Origin of the sequence: Herbiconiux sp. A18JL235, from assembly GCF_040939305.1 — a bacterium.
Classification (GTDB): domain Bacteria; phylum Actinomycetota; class Actinomycetes; order Actinomycetales; family Microbacteriaceae; genus Herbiconiux.
On the sequence record NZ_CP162511.1, the window covers coordinates 1,404,770 to 1,420,481 of the forward strand.

Sequence of the window (15,712 nt, forward strand, 5' to 3'; positions counted from 1 at the left end):
TACAGAGCCCCCATATAAGAGGAACGAGACCATGACCAGCATCGAAGGGCGCGTCGCCGTCGTCACCGGGGGAGCCTCCGGAATCGGCCGCGGCATCGCCGAGCAGCTCATCGCCGAAGGTGCGACGGTGGTGATCGCCGACGTGCAGCAGGATGCGCTCGAGGCGACAGCCGCCGAGATCGGCGCCGTGGGCATCCGGGTCGACGTCACCGACCCCGAGAGCGTCGAGTCGCTCGCGGCCGAGGTGATGGAGCGTTTCGGCTCGGTGGGCATCCTGGTGAACAACGCCGGGGTGGGGCCGCTCGCCCGCATCGCCGACCTCAAGCTCGCCGACTGGAAATGGCTCATCGACGTGAACCTGTGGGGGGTCATCCACGGGGTCACGACGTTCCTTCCGCTGCTGCAGGCGAACCCCGACGGCGGCCACATCGTCAACACGGGGTCGATGGCCTCGTTCGCGCCGATGGCGGGCGGCGGTGCCTACGCCGTGACCAAGTACGGCGTCGCCGCGCTCACCGAGGCCCTCGCGCTCGAGCTCGCCGAAGACGGGTCTCCGGTGCACGCCACCCTGCTCGCTCCGGGCACCGTGCGCACGAACATCAAGACCAGCACCCGCAACCGGCCCGCCGGTGCCGAGGGCGCGCTCGAAGACGTCGACATCTCAGAGGGCGTCGCCTCCGAACTCCGCTGGATCGACCCCATCGAGGCCGGCCGCATCGTCACCCGCGCCATCCGCAACGACGACCTCTACGCGCTCACCCACCCCGACTGGTGGGGCATCGTCGAGGCGCGGCAGACCGCCATCCGCGAGGCCTTCGAGAAGTACCCCGCCGTGGTGGACTCCGCCGGGAGCGAGTCGTGAGCACCTGGCGCGGAGAGGCCGGCGTGCTGCGCGCCATCAAGGAGCCGTTCTCGATCGAGCAGGTCGAGTTGCTGCCGCTCGACCCCACCCGCGTGGTGGTGAAGACGCACGCCAGCCCGTTCTGCTCCACCGACGTGAAGAACTGGATGGGCAAGCTGTACAAGATCCCGCCCACCATCCTCGGGCACGCCTCCATCGGTGAGGTCGTCGAGGTGGGCTCGGCGGTGCCTGAGTCCGCCGGCATCAGGGTCGGCCAGCGCGTCGTCGTGCCGGGAACCCCCGAGTGCGGGCGCTGCTACTACTGCTCCATCGGCGAGCCGTGGCAGTGCAGCGAGCTCTTCGATCTCGGCGGCATCTACCCCGACATCGCCCAGGGCGACGACGGCGCGCAGATCTCCTGCGCCGGATGCGTGGGGGGCTACGCGGAGTACATGTCGATCTCGGGCAACCAGGTGTTCCCGATCGAGAGCGATCTCCCCTCCGACGTGCTGTCGATGCTCGGCTGCGGCATCTCCACCGGCGTGGGCTCGGTGTTCAACGTCGCCCAGGTGCAGCCGGGAGAATCGGTGGCCATCGTTGGTGCGGGGCACCTGGGTCTGTGGATGCTGCAGGCCGCCCGACTCGCCGGTGCCGGCACGGTCGTGGTCGTCGAACCGCACGAGGGGCGGCGTGCGCTCGCAGGTGAGCTCGGGGCCGACGTGCTCGTCGACCCCGGAGCCTCGGGGTCGGGCCAGGCCGCCGACGACGCGACCGAAGGCGCCGCCGAGGCGCTCGCCGCCGTGCGCGCCGCCACGGGCGGACGCGGCGCCGACGTGGTGCTCGAGGCCGCCGGCCCCGCGGTGTCGCAGAGCTTCTCCGTGCAGGCCGCGCGCCGCGCGGGCCGCATCGTGCTCACGGGGTTCGAGATCGGGGGCGCGACCCTGCCTCTGCCGCAGGTGGAGACCGCCTTGCAGAGCCGCCGCATCCTGAGCTCGCAGAACGGACAGGTGCACATGAAGAGCGACCTGCAGCGCTACACGGCGCTCCTCGAGCGGGGTCTGCTCGACCCCGACCCCATCATCACCCGCCGCTACCCCCTCGCCGAGCTCGACCTCGCCCGCGACCGCTCGGGCTCGCTCGACGACGTGTGCGGCATCATCGTCTTCGACCACTGATGATGCCGCACACCCGCTACTCGCGGTAGCGCGCGGGCCACACCCCGTGGCGGCCGGGGGAGAGGATTCCCTTCGGGTCGACCGCATCCTTGATCGCCTCGGTGAAGCGACGGTAAGCGTGGTCGCCGAAGGAGTACTGCTCGCTCGCCAGGTCCATGAAGTCGAGGTGGGCGCGGTACTCGCCGTAGCCGAGCGACGCGATCTCCTCGATGAGGATGCGCACGGTCTCGAACGTGCGCGCCACGTCGGCCTCGTTGGTGCGGTCGAAGCTCACCGAGCTCACGATCATCGCGCTGCGGTCGTTCGTGGGGAAGATGGCGCAGACGAAGTTCGTGCCGGTGCGCTCGATCACCCTCGCCTTGATGCGGTCGACCACGGCGGTCACCTCGGCGCCCTGCAGGGGCACGATGGGGGAGAAGCCCACGTGACCCACCCAGTCTGGCATCTGCTCCATCATCTCCATGGTGGGGATGCCGGCCGAGATCTTCTGCATGAAGGTGCTGATCTCGTCCCAGTTCTCCGGCGTGAACCGCCCGAGCTCGTCGACCCTCGAACCCTCGATCGCCGACCAGGCCTCACGGATGCGCGCCAGGTGATGATCGACGACCGGCCCGTCGCCCCAGAGCGCGGTGCGCACCCCCCACCTCCCGATGCCGGTGGCGTCGGCGAGGCCGTCGAGGCGTTCCTCGCTCCAGGTGGCGTCGGCCCCCGGGAACATCCCCATGTGCTCGGGGAACTGCGTGCCCATGGTGATGAGGTTCTGCAGGTTCGGCACGCCCCTGATCACGCCGTCGAGCCGCAGCTCGCGGATGATGTCGACCGCCTGCGCGAGCTGGTGATCGCGCGGCACGGAGAGGTAGAGCGGTGCGTAGACGCGGGGGCGGCGCTGCAGCCACACGCCCATCCGGGTGACGATGCCGTAGTTCGACTGGGTGAACAGTGCGTCGAGCGTGGGCCCGAGGCCGCGCTTGTAGAGGTGCCACGACTTCGAGTCGGGGATGGCGCCCATGCCGGTGCGCAAGAGCGAGCCGTCGGCGAGCACCACCTCCATGCCCGTGGGGGCCTGGAAGTCGACGCCCATGGGCAGGTAGGTCATGCCGTTGTCGAGCGAGTTGCCGATGATCGACCCCCACCCGATGTCGGGCACCGAGAGCATGAGTTCGTCGCCCTGCTCGTGCAGGGCCGCATACAGGTCGAGCCAGCGCACCCCGGGCTCGACCACGGCGTAGGCGAGCTCGGTGTCGATGTGCAGGATGCGGTTCATCTCGCGCAGGCTGATGAGCAGCGACCCGGCGACGCGCGGCGACGGCCCACCGTAGCCGTTGTTGCGGCCCTGCGAGGAGGTCCACACCGGCAGCTCGTGACGCGCGGCGATGCGCACGACCTCCTGCACCTCCTCGACGGTGCGCGGGAAGACCACGCCGGAGGAGTCGTAGCTGCGGTCGTCGTGGAACCAGTAGGGGTCGCGGAAGGTGTCGCGCTCCTCCTCGGTGAGGAGCATCCGGTCGCGGCCGAGCAGGGCGATGAGCTCGTCGCGGGCGGCGTCGGTGAGCACGGCGGGTTCGGGTCGGCGGGTGGGCATGGGCGTCAGGCTCCCGCGGGGGACGAGGCGGGGGACGAGACTGCGGTGTCGCCGGCCAGGCCGTTCACCCGAGCGGCCTCGGCGTGCTCCTCTTCGGAGACCTCCTCGAGCCACTCGGTGCCACCGAGCGTGATCGCCGTGTGACCGAGCAGGGTCTCGGCGGTGCCGCCGTGCCAGTGCCGTTCACCGGGCTCGATCCACACGGTGTCGCCCTCGGCGATGACCCGCGGCACCCCGTCGGCGCCGCAGACGAAGCCCTTGCCGCGGAACACCTGCAGCAGCTGCCCGTTCTCGTGGTGGTGCCAGTAGGTGCGCGAGCAGGGGGTGAAGATCACGGTGTTGATCTTCACGTCGTCGCGCCCGCCGAGCACGGGGTCCTGGAACACCTGGCCCGTGAAGGTGCCGGTGGCGGTGATGGAGGGGGCACCCGATCGGCCCGAGATGATCTGCATACTGCACTCCTTGCTGAACGTCGTCGTCCTCGCCACAAAGTAGTTGTAGCTGTTGTAACCAAATGCTAGCATCGCCTCTGTCGCCGGGGCAGCTGCCCCGCCGCATCAGTCAGCGCAAAGGGGCGAGACATGACCGAAGTCGAGATCACGGCCGACGGCCCGAGCAAGGGCGAGTTCCGAGATGTCATGGGGCGGTTCGCCAGCGGCGTCACCGTCATCACCACCACCCTCGACGGTGAAGACCTGGGTGCCGCCGCGAGCGCGGTGAGCTCCCTCTCCGACGAACCGCCGAGCCTGCTCATCTGCCTCAACGTCACGTCGACCACGGCGCAGGCGATCGTGAAGACCGGCACCTTCGCCGTCAACGTGCTCGCCGAGGACTCCGCACCCATCGCGCAGCGCTTCGCCAGCAAGGCGCCCGACAAGTTCCAGACCATCGCCGTCGAGCGCGGCCAGACCGGGGTTCCCCTCATCGCCGGGTGCATCGCCCACTTCGAGTGCGTCGTCGACGAGACCGTGCGCGGCGGCACCCACCTCGTCTTCCTGGCCCGCGTGGTGCGGGTGTCGTCGAAGCCGGGCAACCCGCTCGCCTACTTCCGCGGCTCGTTCGGCCGCATGGAGACGGCTCCGGATGCTGCGGCACTGCACGCGGTGCGCGACTACGTCGTCGGGGCGGTCACCGACGAGGCCCAGCCGCTCGACGCCGAGGCGATCGCAGCCGAGCTCGACATCGAGGTGGGTCGCGCCTACCAGTCGCTCGTCGCCCTCACCACGGAGGGCCTCGTGCGCCGCACGGGCGCCACCTTCCAGGTCGAGCCCGTACCCGACCAGGTCATCTTCGACTACTACGCCGCCAAGCTCGCCATCGAGATCGGCGCCGCAGCCCAGACCGTGGGTGCCGTCGGCCCTGACCAGCTCGCCGAGCTGCGGGCGCTGCTCGAGGCCACCCTCGAGTACAGCGTCGACGGCCAATTCAGCGACCCCGAGGGGTGGATCCGGGCGAACAACGCCTTCCACGAGTACCTCGTGGGGCTCGCCGGCAGCGTCATCCTCACCGAGACCTACAAGGGGCTGCGGCTGCCGGCGATGGAGCAGCGCGCCATCCGCGAGTCGACGAGGGCGACCGCCGCGCTCCACGACGACCACCGGGCCATCGTCGAGGGCTACGAGAAGGGCGACGTCGCCCTCGTGCTCCGCACGCTCACCGCGCACGCGAAGCGGCCCCAGGAGACGCGGGCCGAGGCCGCCGCGGCGGCCGGCCTCGTCTCCTGAGGCCGCAGCCTGAACCTCGTCACATGACCATGCCGCCGTTCGCGTTGATTGTCTGCCCGGTGATGAATTGAGCCTCGTCGCTGCAGAGGTAGACGATCGTCGCCGCCATCTCCGACGGTGGAACGACGCGCGGGATGGGCTGCAGCGCCACCATCGACGCCAGCAGCTCCTCGTCGTCGGGGAGCATGGGCGTCTTCGTGGCGGCCGGGGCGACGGCGTTGACCCGGATGTTCTCCTTGCCGACGAGCGCGGCGATCGCCCGGGTCATGCCGAGCACCCCCGCCTTGGCCGCGGGGTAGGCGGCGGCGAGCGGGTACGGCGCGAGGGCGCCGACGCTCGAGATCGTGACGACGGCTCCGCCTCGCTCGCCGTTCTTGCGGAGCAGTGGCAGGGCGGCGCGCACGCAGTAGAAGCTGCCGGTGAGGTTCACCCTGATCACGAGATCCCAGGCCTCGTCGTCGATCGTCGACGGGTCGGGGTCGCTGTTGTTCTCGCGCAGGCGCCACGGTGCGTCGGCGATGCCCGCCGCGGTGACCAGGGCGTCAAGGCGGCCGTGGTCGGCGGCGACGCGCTCGAAGGCGGCGTTCACGGCGGTGCTGTCGGTGACGTCGACAGCGAGGGCGGTCACGCCGTCGACTCCGGCCCAGACCGCGTCGAGCGCCTCGGCGCCCAGATCGAGCGCGTAGACAGCCGCCCCCTCGGCCACGAGACGCTCGGCGACGGCGCGCCCGATGCCGGAGGCCGCCCCGGTCACGACCGCCACGCGGCCGGCGAAGCGCCGCGCGCCCCAGGTCTCCACCTCGGTCTGCCCTACTCGAACAGCAATGGTCTCGTCGTGGTTCGGCATCGTCGCCCTCCCGTCCTGGCGCACTGCTCTGTCGCGCCACTTGCAATTTGTCAGATTGTCGTACAACAATGATGCCGACTGTAGACGCAAGTCGCCGTCGACACCACCGGATTTCGAAGGAGAGATCTCACGTGCACACCTTCCCCCGACCCCGATCGGAGCGGCTCTCGGTCGAGCGCGTCACCGTCGACGCGAGCTGCCCCGAGTGCGGCGGCAGTGACATCCGGAGCTATCGCGCCCTCAGCGAGGGCGGGTGGTGGCAGGTGGTGAAGTGCCAGGACTGCCTCGCCTCGCTCGAGCGCACCCCCGCCCCCGCCCTCGGCTCCTTCGTGCCGCTCGGCACCACGGTCTGAGGCGGCGGCGATGATCGGAGTCGATGTCGGCGGCACCTTCACGGACGTGGTGTCGATCACCGACGGCAAGGTCGCGGTGACCAAGGTGCCGAGCTCGCGCACCGACCCGGCGGGAAGCGTCGTGGAGGGGGCGAGGCGACTCGGCGTCGACGAGAGCGCGGTGTTCAACCACGCCAGCACGATGGGCTTGAACGCCGTGCTCGAACGGCGTCTGCCGAAGATCGGTCTGCTCACCACGGAGGGCTTCCGCGACGTGCTCGACCGCGGCTCGGTGCACCGGCCGCTCAGCGCCCAGACCGACCCGTCGTGGCGCCGCACCTTCGGCGACGCCGCCCGCCCGCTCGTGCCGCGCTATCTCCGCCGCGGGGTGGTGGAGCGCAAGACCGCCGACGGCGCCACGCTGATCGAGCTCGACGAGGCGCAGGCGCGCGAGCAGATCGAGCTGCTCGGCCGCTGCGGGGTCGAGGGCGTCGCCATCTGCCTGCTGAACGCCTATGTCGACGACGCCCACGAGCAGCGGCTGCGCGAGCTGGTGCGCGAGATCCTCGGCGACGAGGTGGAGGTGTCGCTCTCGGCGACCACCTCGCCCCTCGCCAAGGAGTACGAGCGCGCCTCCACGACCGTGATCGACGTCATCATGAAGCTGCTGTTCAGCGACTACGCCGGGCAGCTCCACACCGAGCTCGGCGGCCTCGGCTTCACCGGGCAGCTCAACTTCGCCGACTGCGCAGCCAACCTGCTGCCGTGGCAGGAGGCGCTGGAACGCCCGTTCCGCATCCTGTTCGCCGGGCCGGCCGCCGGCACGGTGTCGAGCGGGCACCTCGGGGCGGCGATCGGGCGGCGCGACATCCTCTGCGCCGACGTGGGCGGCACCTCCACCGACGTGTCGATCATCGTCGACGGTGCGCCGTTCGTGCAGAACACCTTCGAGATCGAGCACGACCTCATCATCAACGCGCTCTCCACCGAGGTGTCGAGCGTGGGAGCGGGCGGGGGCAGCCTCGTCACGGTCTCCTCGTCGGGCGGCATCCTGGTGGGTCCGGGCAGTGCGGGCGCCGAGCCCGGCCCGGCGTGCTACGGCCGCGGGGGAACCCAGCCCACCGTCACCGACGCGGCGCTGCTCATCGGCATCCTCGACCCCGCGGGGTTCGCGGGCGGCGAGTTCGAGCTCGACGTCGAGGCGTCGCGCCGTGCCTTCGAGTCGCTCGACACCCCGGTGCCGTTCGAGGAGCGCGTGCGCACCGCCTACCGGCTCGCCGTCGCGCACATGGCGGAGGAGATCCTCAACGTGGCTGTGCGCCACGGCGTCGACATCCGCGACTTCAGCCTCATGGCCTACGGCGCGGCGGGCGGGATGCTGCTGTCGGCGGCGCTCGACCTGCTGCCCCTGAAGGAGGTCGTCATCCCGCCGCATCCGGGCCTCTTCTCGGCGATCGGGCTGCTCTCGGCCGACCAGGTCTACTACGAGGCGGAGAGCGCCTACGTGGTCTTCGGCCCCGACACCGCTGCCGGCATCGACGAGGTCTACACGCGCATGGAGGAGCGGCTGCGCTCCCGCCTCGGCCAGGCGGCCGAGGGGCTGCCCGTGCGTCGCAGCTTCGACGGGCGGCTCGTCGGCCAGAGCTGGGAGACGCCGTTCGTGCAGATTCCCGCCGGGCCCATCACCGCCCGGAGCATCGCGGATGTGGTGGCCGGCTTCCACGACAGCTACGAGCTGCGCAACGGCAACCGCTTCGACGCCTTCCCGGTGGAGGGCGTCACCTACCGGGTCGAGCTCGTCGTGCCCTCGGAGAAGGTGTCGTACGAGCCGGCTCCCGAGGTTCCGCCCTTCCCGGCCGTGCCGGAGGGCACCACGACGCTCCGCCACCTCACCGCGGAGCCGATCGAGGCCGAGTGGTTCTCCCGCTCGGCGCTCGCCGTGGGCGCCACGGTGACGGGCCCCGCGGTCATCCGCGAGGAGCTCAGCACCACCTTCGTCGCGGCGGGTCAGACCGCGACCGCCGGCCGCTGCGGCGAGCTGATCATCACCTCGAGGAGCGACGCATGACCATCATCGACAGGCCCGCATCCGATTCGCGCACGACCCCCACGCTCATCCGCGACCTCGACGAGGCCGCCTTCCGCGAGCACTACGACTGCGACCGCTACACCGCCACGGTGCTCGGCAACCGCTTCGACTACCTGGTCGAGCACATGAGTGCGAGGCTGCTCACCGGCGCCTTCTCACCCGTGCTGCGCGACTTCTACGACCTCGCCTGCACCGTCGCCGGGCCCCGCTCGCTCGGCTACCCGGTGCCGGCGGCGAGCAACGGCATCGTGCTCATGGCGGGCACCACCATCGACGCGGTGCCCAACATGGTCGAGGAGTACGGCATCTCGCGCCTGCGGCCGGGCGACGTGCTCATCGCCAACGACCCCTATCGCACCGGCAACCACAACAACGACCTGGTGTTCACCCGCCCGGTGTTCGACGGAGACGAGATCGTCGCCTTCGTCACCCTCAACGCTCACCAGCTCGACATGGGCGGCACGGTGCCGGGCGGGTTCAGCGCCACCAAGCAGAACGTGTTCGAGAACGGTCTCGTGCTCTCGCCGCGACTGCTCGTGAGCGAGGGTGTCAACGTGCCCGAGTCGTGGAACGTGATCTTCGACAACGTGCGCATGGCCGAGGTGCTCTACCCCGACATGAAGACCGTGTGCTCGAGCCTCGAGCTCGGCGAACGGCTGGTGCGGGAGTCGATCGACCGCTACGGGCTCGCGGCCTTCCACGGCGCCATGCGCTACGCCACCGACGTCGCCGCCGAGCGCATGGCCCTCGGCATGGCCGAGCTCCCCGACGGCGACTGGGAGGCCGAGCACGGAGTCGACTGCGACGGGGTCGACGACACCGAGAGCTACCCGGTGCACGTGGCCATCCGCAAGCGAGGCGACCGCATCGAGGTCGACTTCTCGGGCACGCACCGGCAGGCGCGCACCTCCATCAACGCCACCGCCTGGGAGGTGAAGACCGCCATCGGTGTGGCGCTGAAGTACAACGTCGACCCGCGCGGCCGGTTCAACTCGGGGCTCTTCCGTAACATCGACATCCTCATCCCGGAGGGTTCGGTGGTGTCGGCGCTGCCGCCCGACGGAGCCGTCTTCCTCTACTTCGAGCAGAGCCAGGTCATCCTCGCCACGGTGCTCATCGCGCTCGAGAAGGCGCTCGGCGACCGGGCCATCGCGGGCGACCGGGCGGGAACCAATCTGCACACCGCTTTCGGGGCCCGCCCCGACGGCTCCCCGTGGGTGTCGGCCATGCAGTGCGGCGGCGAGATCGGGCCGTTCGGCGCCAACCGCCACGGCGACGCCGACAGCCAGTGCATGTCGTACCTCGCCAACGGCATCGCCCCCTCGGTCGAGGCGGTCGAGAAGGAGAACCCCGTCGTGATGCTGCGGCACGAGCCCGTCGCCGACACCGCGGGGCCGGGAGTGCACCGGGGCGGCAACGCGATGCTGCGCGACACCCTCTGGCTCACGGATGCCGCTCACTCCATCATCGAGCTGCGTCACAAGACGGTCACCGGCTTCGGGGTGAACGGGGGAGGCGGCGGCGTGAACGGCGGTGTCTGGATCTTCCCGCCCGACGACTCCGGCGAGGCACAGGTGCCCGGCACCGGTCGCGACTCCTTCGCGGCCGGCACCGCCTGGGCCGGGGTCATCGACCCGGCGACCAACACGCCGTCACCGACCGGAGAGTACGTGTATCCCTTCTCACGATCGACGGTGAGTACCGGCCGATCGGTGCTGCGCTACATCACGAACGGCGCGGGCGGATGGGGCGACCCGCTCGACCGGGAGCCCGATCGCGTGCTCGTCGACGTGCGCGACGAGTACGTGACGCCGGAGGGTGCAGCCCGACTTTACGGCGTCGTCGTCGAGGGAGACCCTCGGCGTGACCCGGAGGGTCTGTCTCTCGATCTCGATGCCACCCGAGCCCTGAGGGAGCGGATGCGCGCCGAACGAGCGTGAGTTCGGCGCTGTAAAGCCTGAGCGTACGACTCGTCGAATCCGCTCTGGACTCAGCCCTCCGAAAGTGTATGATTACCCCATTGTCCGACAATCAATGTCGGACAAACCGACAATGATGTCACCCAGAAAGCGAGCGATCACATGCACCGTCGCACCACAGCAGCTCTGCGAACAACAGCCCTCCTGGCCGCCGTCTCCCTCCTCGCGGCCGGCTGTTCCTCCGGTGGAGACGCCGGAAGCACCGACTCCGCCTCGGGCGGCGACGTCGAGCTGACCTACCAGAGCCCCGAGGGCGAATGCGCCTCGGGCCCCCGCGACGGTGTCGACTACGACACCGCCGACGCCCTCATCAAGTCGTTCCAGCAGCCCTCCGAGGGTCTGCTGCAGACCGAGAAGCTGCCGCAGCCGCTCGGGCCCGACACCACCATCGCCTTCCTCAACAACGACACCGCCGTCGCGGGGATCATGTACGCGGCCATCCAGAAGGCCGCCGCCGACGCCGGCATCAACCTCGTGAACGTCAGCACCGGCACCGACGCGCAGAGCATCAACAGCGCCCTCAACTCGGTGGTCGAGCTCGACCCCGACGCCGTCATCTCCGTCGCCATCGACGCCACCTTCTACCAGGACCAGCTGAAGCAGCTCGAGGCGAACGGCGTGCCGATCGTCTACTCCTCGCAGCCGAACGCCGACGACTTCGGTCTCGACGACTCCCTGGGCGGCTACAACGGCTCGCTCGTCAACGGCAAGGTGCTCGCCGCCGGCGCCGTCGCCTTCACCTGCGGCACCGGCGACGACTTCGTCTTCTACAACATCCCCGAGCTCGGCTTCTCGGCCATCCAGCTCGAGTCGACCCAGGAGTACCTCGCCGAGCTCTGCCCCGACTGCAACCTGCGCGTGGTCGACATCTCGATCGCCGACCCCAGCCCCGCCGACAAGATCGTCAGCGACCTGCAGTCGCACCCCGAGACCGACTACTTCATCACCCCCGCCGACCAGTTCCAGATCGGTCTCGCCGACAAGGCACAGCTCGCCGGCCTCACGAACGCCTACGGCTTCGGCCAGTCGTCGCTGCCGCCGAACGTGCAGCAGCTCGCCGACGGCCTCCAGTCGGCAGGCTTCGCCGTCGACCTCGACATGTACATGTACCTCACCCTCGACGAGGCCTTCCGCAAGATCCAGGGCGTGTACAAGCCGTACGACGACTGGGAGGCCGTGAACCGGTCGGTCTCGCGCGTGCTCACCCCGGCCAACGCGGGCGAGTACCTCAACGGCTTCGTGGCCTACCCGGGCATGCAGGACGACTTCAAGGCCCTCTGGGGCAAGTAGACCCTCACGGGCACGTAAAGGAAATGGACACCATGACTCGACGCATCACCTCGACGCTCCGGGCGGCAGCCGTGCTCGGCGCCTTCTCCCTCCTCGCCGCCGGCTGCTCGGCCGGCGGCGACGGGGGCGGCTCCACCGGAGCCGCCGGCGACTCCGTACCGCTCACCTACATGGCCAACGACGGCTCCTGCGCCAGCGGCCCCGCCGACGGCATCGACTTCGCCACCGCCGACGCGCTGGTGAAGACCTTCGAGGAGCCGGCCACCGAGATCCTCGCCACCGAGAAGCTCAAGGAGCCGATCGACCCGAACACCAAGGCGGTGTACCTCAACAACGGCACTCCGATCGCCGCCCTGTTCCAGGCGGGCCTCCAGACCGCGTCGGAGGCGGCGGGCATCCAGTTCGTCAACGTCGACACGGGAACGGATGCGCAGAGCATCAACTCAGCCCTCAACTCGGTCGTCGAGATGAATCCCGACATCGTCTTCGACCAGTCCGTCGACGCGCGGTTCTTCCAAGACCAGCTGGCTCAGCTCGAGCAGCAGGGCGCCGCGATCGTCTACGGCGGGCAGCTGAACGCCGACGAGTTCGGGCTCCGCGACTCGCTCGGCGGCGCGGGCAGCATCGAGGTGAACAGCAAGGTGCTGGCGAACGCCGCCGTCTCGCTCACCTGCGGCACCGCGACGGAGTTCGTCATGTACTCCATCCCCGAGATCCCGGCCTCCGAGATCCAGAACGAGGCGGTTCCCGCTGCGCTGAAGGAGCTCTGCCCCCAGTGCAACATCCGCACGGTCGACATCTCCATCGCCGACCCCAGCCCGGCCGACAAGATCGTCAGCGACCTGCAGGCGCATCCGGAGACGCAGTTCTTCATCTCGCTCGCCGACCAGTACCAGATCGGCCTCGCCGACAAGGCGCAGCTCGCCGGCCTCACCAACGCCTACGGCGTCGGCCAGTCGTCGCTGCCGCAGAACATCCAGCAGATCGCCGACGGCACCGAGGTCGCGGGCTACGTGGTCGACTTCAACATGTTCATGTGGCTGCAGGTCGACGAGGGTCTGCGCGCCATGCAGGGCATGGAGGTGCCCTACCTCGACGGTGACTGGGAGTCGGCGGCGCGTGCGGTGTCGCACATCGTCACCGTCCGCAACGCCGACCAGTACCTCACCCCGGCCGGCTACGTCGCGCTCCCGGGCTTCGAGGACCAGTTCACGACGCTCTGGGGCAAGTGATCAGATGACGAATCTCTCGCCGACCGTCGAGGCGAGCCGCGACACCTCGCCGCTGCTGCACATCGAAGGCATGATCAAGGACTTCCCGGGCAACCGGGCCCTCGATGACGTGTCGCTCGATGTCCGCAGCGGCGAGGTGGTCGCCGTCGTGGGGCACAACGGGTCGGGCAAGTCGACTCTCGTGAAGATCCTCGCCGGGGTGTACACCTCCGACGGCGGCACCGTGGAGCTCTCCTCCCACGACGGTGTCGACACCTCGTTGCACATCATCCACCAAGACCTGGGGCTCGCGAACGAGCTCACGGGCATCGAGAATCTGGGAATCACGCACTACAAGGGCGCGTCGTCGTTCGCGCCCTTCGACCGCAAGAAGGAGCGGGCCAAGGCCCGCGCCCTGATCAGCCGGTTCGGCGAGCCCTTCGACGTCGACGTGCCGATCAGCAAGCTGGCTCCGGCGCAGCGCTCGATCATCGGCATCGCCCGCGCGCTCGACGGGTGGCAGCATCCGCGCAACGTGCTCATCCTCGACGAGCCGACCGAGGCGCTCCACGCTTCGGAGGTGAAGGTGCTGTTCGACGCGGTGAAGAAGCTCGCGGCCGACGGTGCGGGTGTGATCTTCATCTCGCATCGGCTCGACGAGGTGCTCGATCTCGCCGACCGTGTGGTCGTGCTGCGCGACGGCCGCAAGGTCGCCGACGTGGAGCGGGTCGGGCTCGACCACGACCGGCTCGTCTCCTACGTCACCGGTATCCCGGTGGGTGAGGCCGAGCATGGCGAGAACGCGCGGGTGCACGGCGACGTCGTGCTCGAGATCCGCGGCCTCGCCGGTGAGATCCTCGACGGCATCGACCTGCGGGTGAGTGCGGGCGAGGTCGTCGGTGTCGCCGGTGTGCTCGGCTCCGGTCGTGAGGCGCTGCCGGCGATGATCTTCGGATCGGTGCCCGCTGACGTCGACTCGTTCACCTTGGCGGGGAAGTCGTATCTGAAGCGTTCACCGGGGGAGAGCATCCGTCGTGGTGTCGCGTTCGTGCCGGGTGACCGGGCCAAGCTGGGTTCGGTGCGGCCGATGACGGCGCGCGAGAACGTGACGCTTCCCGAACTGAAGTCGCTGACCACGGGGCTCGGTGCCATCAGCACCGCCCGGGAGAAGGCGCACGCGGCGTCGCTCGTGGAGGCGTATGACGTGAAGCCGCCGCGGGCGGAGCAGGTGTTCCAGCAGTTCTCGGGCGGTAATCAGCAGAAGATCGTGTTCGCGAAGTGGCTGCGGAACAAGCCGCGGTTGCTGCTGCTCGAAGAGCCCACTCAGGGTGTCGACATCGGCGCGAAGCAGGCGATCTACGACGCGATCGACGGCGCGGCCGAGGGTGGGGCGGGCGTGCTCGTGTGCTCCTCCGAGGCGAAGGAGCTGGTGCGGCTGTGTGATCGCGTGCTGGTGCTGCGCGACGGGAGGATCGCCGCTGAACTGGCGGGCGACGAGCTGACGGAGACGCGGCTGGTCATCGAAGGCTATGGATTGAAGAGCGAGGACGAGCAGTGAAGAAGACCGAAGCAATCAACCTCGCGGAGGAACCCGACGTGCGGTCGGGCCCGAAGCGCGGTGGCCTGGCGGCGGCGCTGTCGTTCCGCAACATCAGCGCGATCTACATCTTCATCGTGCTGTTCGCGGTGTTCGCCATCATCACCCCGCGCACCTTCCTCACCCCCGGCACCTGGCTGGTGCTGCTGGATGCGCAGTCGATCACCGTGCTCGCGGCGATCGCGGTGCTCATCCCACTGGTCAACGGTGTGTTCAACCTCGCGATCGGTGCGGAGGTCGGGTTCGCGGTCATCCTCGTGGCGGTGCTGCAGACGAAGCTGCAGCTGCCGTGGGGCATCGCGATCCCGCTGACCATCCTGGTGGGTGCCCTCATCGGCATCGTGTCGGGCCTCATCATCACGAAAGGGCGCATCGACTCGTTCATCGCCACCCTCGGCATGAGCTCGATCCTGCTCGCGGGGCTGGCGTTCCTGTCGGAGAACCGGCAGATCATCGGTCTCGAAGACGGGTTCCGCCTCTTCGCCACCGGCGGCCTGCCGCTCGTTCCCGACAACCCCGCGTTCAAGCTCACGAACCCGGTGTTCATCATGCTGCTGGTCGCGCTCGTGGTCTGGTACGTGCTCGAGCGCACCCCCGTCGGTCGGCGCATGTACGCGGCCGGGTACAACCCCGACGGCGCCCGCCTCTCGGGCGTGAACGTCGCCCGGCTGCAGATCGCGTCGCTGTCGCCGGCGGCATCATCGCCGCCCTCGCCGGTGTGCTGCTGGCCTCCCGCATCAACGCGGGAGACCCGACCGTGGGCCCGGGCCTGCTGCTGCCCGCCCTCACCGCCGTGTTCCTCGGATCGACCCAGTTCAAAGGCGGCCGCTTCAACGTGTGGGGCACCGTCATCTCGGTGTACGTGCTCGCCGTGGGCATCAAGGGCCTCCAGCTCCTCGGCGCCCAGAACTGGGTCAGCGACCTGTTCAACGGCGTCGCCCTCCTCGCCGCCGTGGGCCTGTCGCGCTGGGAGCGCACCGCGAAGCGCGGTGCCGCCATCCGCCGCGCCACCCCCACCTTCGGCCGCAAGAAGGCCTGACCGGTC

General features: G+C 69.5%; 13 protein-coding genes and 1 pseudogene. 10 read left to right on the top strand and 4 right to left on the bottom strand.

The features are described from left to right. Positions 1 to 31 precede the first annotated feature (31 nt). The gene (locus tag ABFY20_RS06510; protein WP_368499129.1) at positions 32 to 862 is read left to right on the top strand and encodes an SDR family NAD(P)-dependent oxidoreductase; all 831 of its coding nucleotides are present in this window, start codon (positions 32 to 34) and stop codon (positions 860 to 862) included. Beyond that, positions 859 to 2,016 carry a zinc-binding dehydrogenase gene (locus ABFY20_RS06515; RefSeq protein WP_368499130.1) on the top strand — a complete coding sequence of 386 codons (1,158 nt, stop codon included), beginning with the start codon at positions 859 to 861 and terminating at the stop codon, positions 2,014 to 2,016. Before ABFY20_RS06510 ends, ABFY20_RS06515 begins: the two co-directional genes overlap by 4 nt. Positions 2,017 to 2,032: 16 nt before the next feature. Here ABFY20_RS06515 and ABFY20_RS06520 read toward each other — a convergent pair whose 3' ends face one another. Beyond that, positions 2,033 to 3,598: an FAD-binding oxidoreductase gene (locus tag ABFY20_RS06520; RefSeq protein WP_368499131.1), complete on the bottom strand. Its 1,566-nt coding sequence runs from the start codon at positions 3,596 to 3,598 to the stop codon at positions 2,033 to 2,035. Positions 3,599 to 3,603: 5 nt separating this feature from the next. Further along, entirely contained in the window at positions 3,604 to 4,050 is a 447-nt protein-coding gene (locus ABFY20_RS06525; protein WP_368499132.1) for a cupin domain-containing protein, read from the bottom strand. Positions 4,051 to 4,179: 129 nt separating this feature from the next. Between ABFY20_RS06525 and ABFY20_RS06530 the strand changes: the two genes are divergently transcribed. Further along, positions 4,180 to 5,322 (top strand): flavin reductase, encoded by a 1,143-nt coding sequence (locus tag ABFY20_RS06530; RefSeq protein ID WP_368499133.1) that lies wholly within the window; start codon positions 4,180 to 4,182, stop codon positions 5,320 to 5,322. Between the two features lie 19 nt (positions 5,323 to 5,341). Here the strand turns inward: ABFY20_RS06530 and ABFY20_RS06535 are convergent, their stop codons facing one another. After that, positions 5,342 to 6,169, bottom strand: coding sequence for an SDR family NAD(P)-dependent oxidoreductase (locus ABFY20_RS06535; RefSeq protein WP_368499134.1), 828 nt, complete (start codon positions 6,167 to 6,169; stop codon positions 5,342 to 5,344). A gap of 131 nt (positions 6,170 to 6,300) precedes the next feature. On the opposite strand from ABFY20_RS06535, the gene ABFY20_RS06540 reads away from it, so the two are divergent. The 6 genes from ABFY20_RS06540 to ABFY20_RS06565 all read left to right on the top strand — a co-directional run bounded on the left by ABFY20_RS06540 (position 6,301) and on the right by ABFY20_RS06565 (position 14,628). After that, the gene (locus tag ABFY20_RS06540; protein ID WP_368499135.1) at positions 6,301 to 6,522 is read left to right on the top strand and encodes a hypothetical protein; all 222 of its coding nucleotides are present in this window, start codon (positions 6,301 to 6,303) and stop codon (positions 6,520 to 6,522) included. Positions 6,523 to 6,532: 10 nt separating this feature from the next. Continuing rightward, the gene (locus tag ABFY20_RS06545; protein ID WP_368499136.1) at positions 6,533 to 8,569 is read left to right on the top strand and encodes a hydantoinase/oxoprolinase family protein; all 2,037 of its coding nucleotides are present in this window, start codon (positions 6,533 to 6,535) and stop codon (positions 8,567 to 8,569) included. After that, entirely contained in the window at positions 8,566 to 10,530 is a 1,965-nt protein-coding gene (locus tag ABFY20_RS06550) for a hydantoinase B/oxoprolinase family protein (protein WP_368499137.1), read from the top strand. The genes ABFY20_RS06545 and ABFY20_RS06550 overlap by 4 nt, the downstream gene beginning before the upstream one ends. Before the next feature lie 141 nt (positions 10,531 to 10,671). Further along, positions 10,672 to 11,859: a sugar ABC transporter substrate-binding protein gene (locus ABFY20_RS06555; RefSeq protein ID WP_368499138.1), complete on the top strand. Its 1,188-nt coding sequence runs from the start codon at positions 10,672 to 10,674 to the stop codon at positions 11,857 to 11,859. A 32-nt stretch (positions 11,860 to 11,891) separates the two neighbouring features. Beyond that, on the top strand, positions 11,892 to 13,091 hold the full coding sequence (locus tag ABFY20_RS06560) for a substrate-binding domain-containing protein (RefSeq protein ID WP_368499139.1): 1,200 nt from the start codon (positions 11,892 to 11,894) through the stop codon (positions 13,089 to 13,091). Between the two features lie 4 nt (positions 13,092 to 13,095). Further along, the gene (locus ABFY20_RS06565) at positions 13,096 to 14,628 is read left to right on the top strand and encodes a sugar ABC transporter ATP-binding protein (RefSeq protein WP_368499140.1); all 1,533 of its coding nucleotides are present in this window, start codon (positions 13,096 to 13,098) and stop codon (positions 14,626 to 14,628) included. Positions 14,629 to 14,731: 103 nt separating this feature from the next. Here ABFY20_RS06565 and ABFY20_RS06570 read toward each other — a convergent pair whose 3' ends face one another. Further along, the gene (locus tag ABFY20_RS06570; protein WP_368499867.1) at positions 14,732 to 14,860 is read right to left on the bottom strand and encodes a hypothetical protein; all 129 of its coding nucleotides are present in this window, start codon (positions 14,858 to 14,860) and stop codon (positions 14,732 to 14,734) included. A 16-nt stretch (positions 14,861 to 14,876) separates the two neighbouring features. Here ABFY20_RS06570 and ABFY20_RS06575 point away from each other — a divergent pair. Next, positions 14,877 to 15,706 (top strand): annotated as a pseudogene (locus tag ABFY20_RS06575) (ABC transporter permease). The last annotated feature ends 6 nt before the right edge of the window (positions 15,707 to 15,712 follow it).

Excerpts from the sequence above, each read along its gene's own strand:
- ABFY20_RS06570 (WP_368499867.1), bottom strand. The coding sequence starts at position 14,860 with ATGAGCACCGCGATCGCCGCGAGCACGGTGATCGACTGCGCATCCAGC.
- ABFY20_RS06530 (WP_368499133.1), top strand. The coding sequence starts at position 4,180 with ATGACCGAAGTCGAGATCACGGCCGACGGCCCGAGCAAGGGCGAGTTC.
- ABFY20_RS06510 (WP_368499129.1), top strand. The coding sequence starts at position 32 with ATGACCAGCATCGAAGGGCGCGTCGCCGTCGTCACCGGGGGAGCCTCC.
- ABFY20_RS06525 (WP_368499132.1), bottom strand. The coding sequence starts at position 4,050 with ATGCAGATCATCTCGGGCCGATCGGGTGCCCCCTCCATCACCGCCACC.
- ABFY20_RS06520 (WP_368499131.1), bottom strand. The coding sequence starts at position 3,598 with ATGCCCACCCGCCGACCCGAACCCGCCGTGCTCACCGACGCCGCCCGC.
- ABFY20_RS06565 (WP_368499140.1), top strand. The coding sequence starts at position 13,096 with ATGACGAATCTCTCGCCGACCGTCGAGGCGAGCCGCGACACCTCGCCG.
- ABFY20_RS06550 (WP_368499137.1), top strand. The coding sequence starts at position 8,566 with ATGACCATCATCGACAGGCCCGCATCCGATTCGCGCACGACCCCCACG.
- ABFY20_RS06535 (WP_368499134.1), bottom strand. The coding sequence starts at position 6,169 with ATGCCGAACCACGACGAGACCATTGCTGTTCGAGTAGGGCAGACCGAG.
- ABFY20_RS06555 (WP_368499138.1), top strand. The coding sequence starts at position 10,672 with ATGCACCGTCGCACCACAGCAGCTCTGCGAACAACAGCCCTCCTGGCC.
- ABFY20_RS06545 (WP_368499136.1), top strand. The coding sequence starts at position 6,533 with ATGATCGGAGTCGATGTCGGCGGCACCTTCACGGACGTGGTGTCGATC.
- ABFY20_RS06560 (WP_368499139.1), top strand. The coding sequence starts at position 11,892 with ATGACTCGACGCATCACCTCGACGCTCCGGGCGGCAGCCGTGCTCGGC.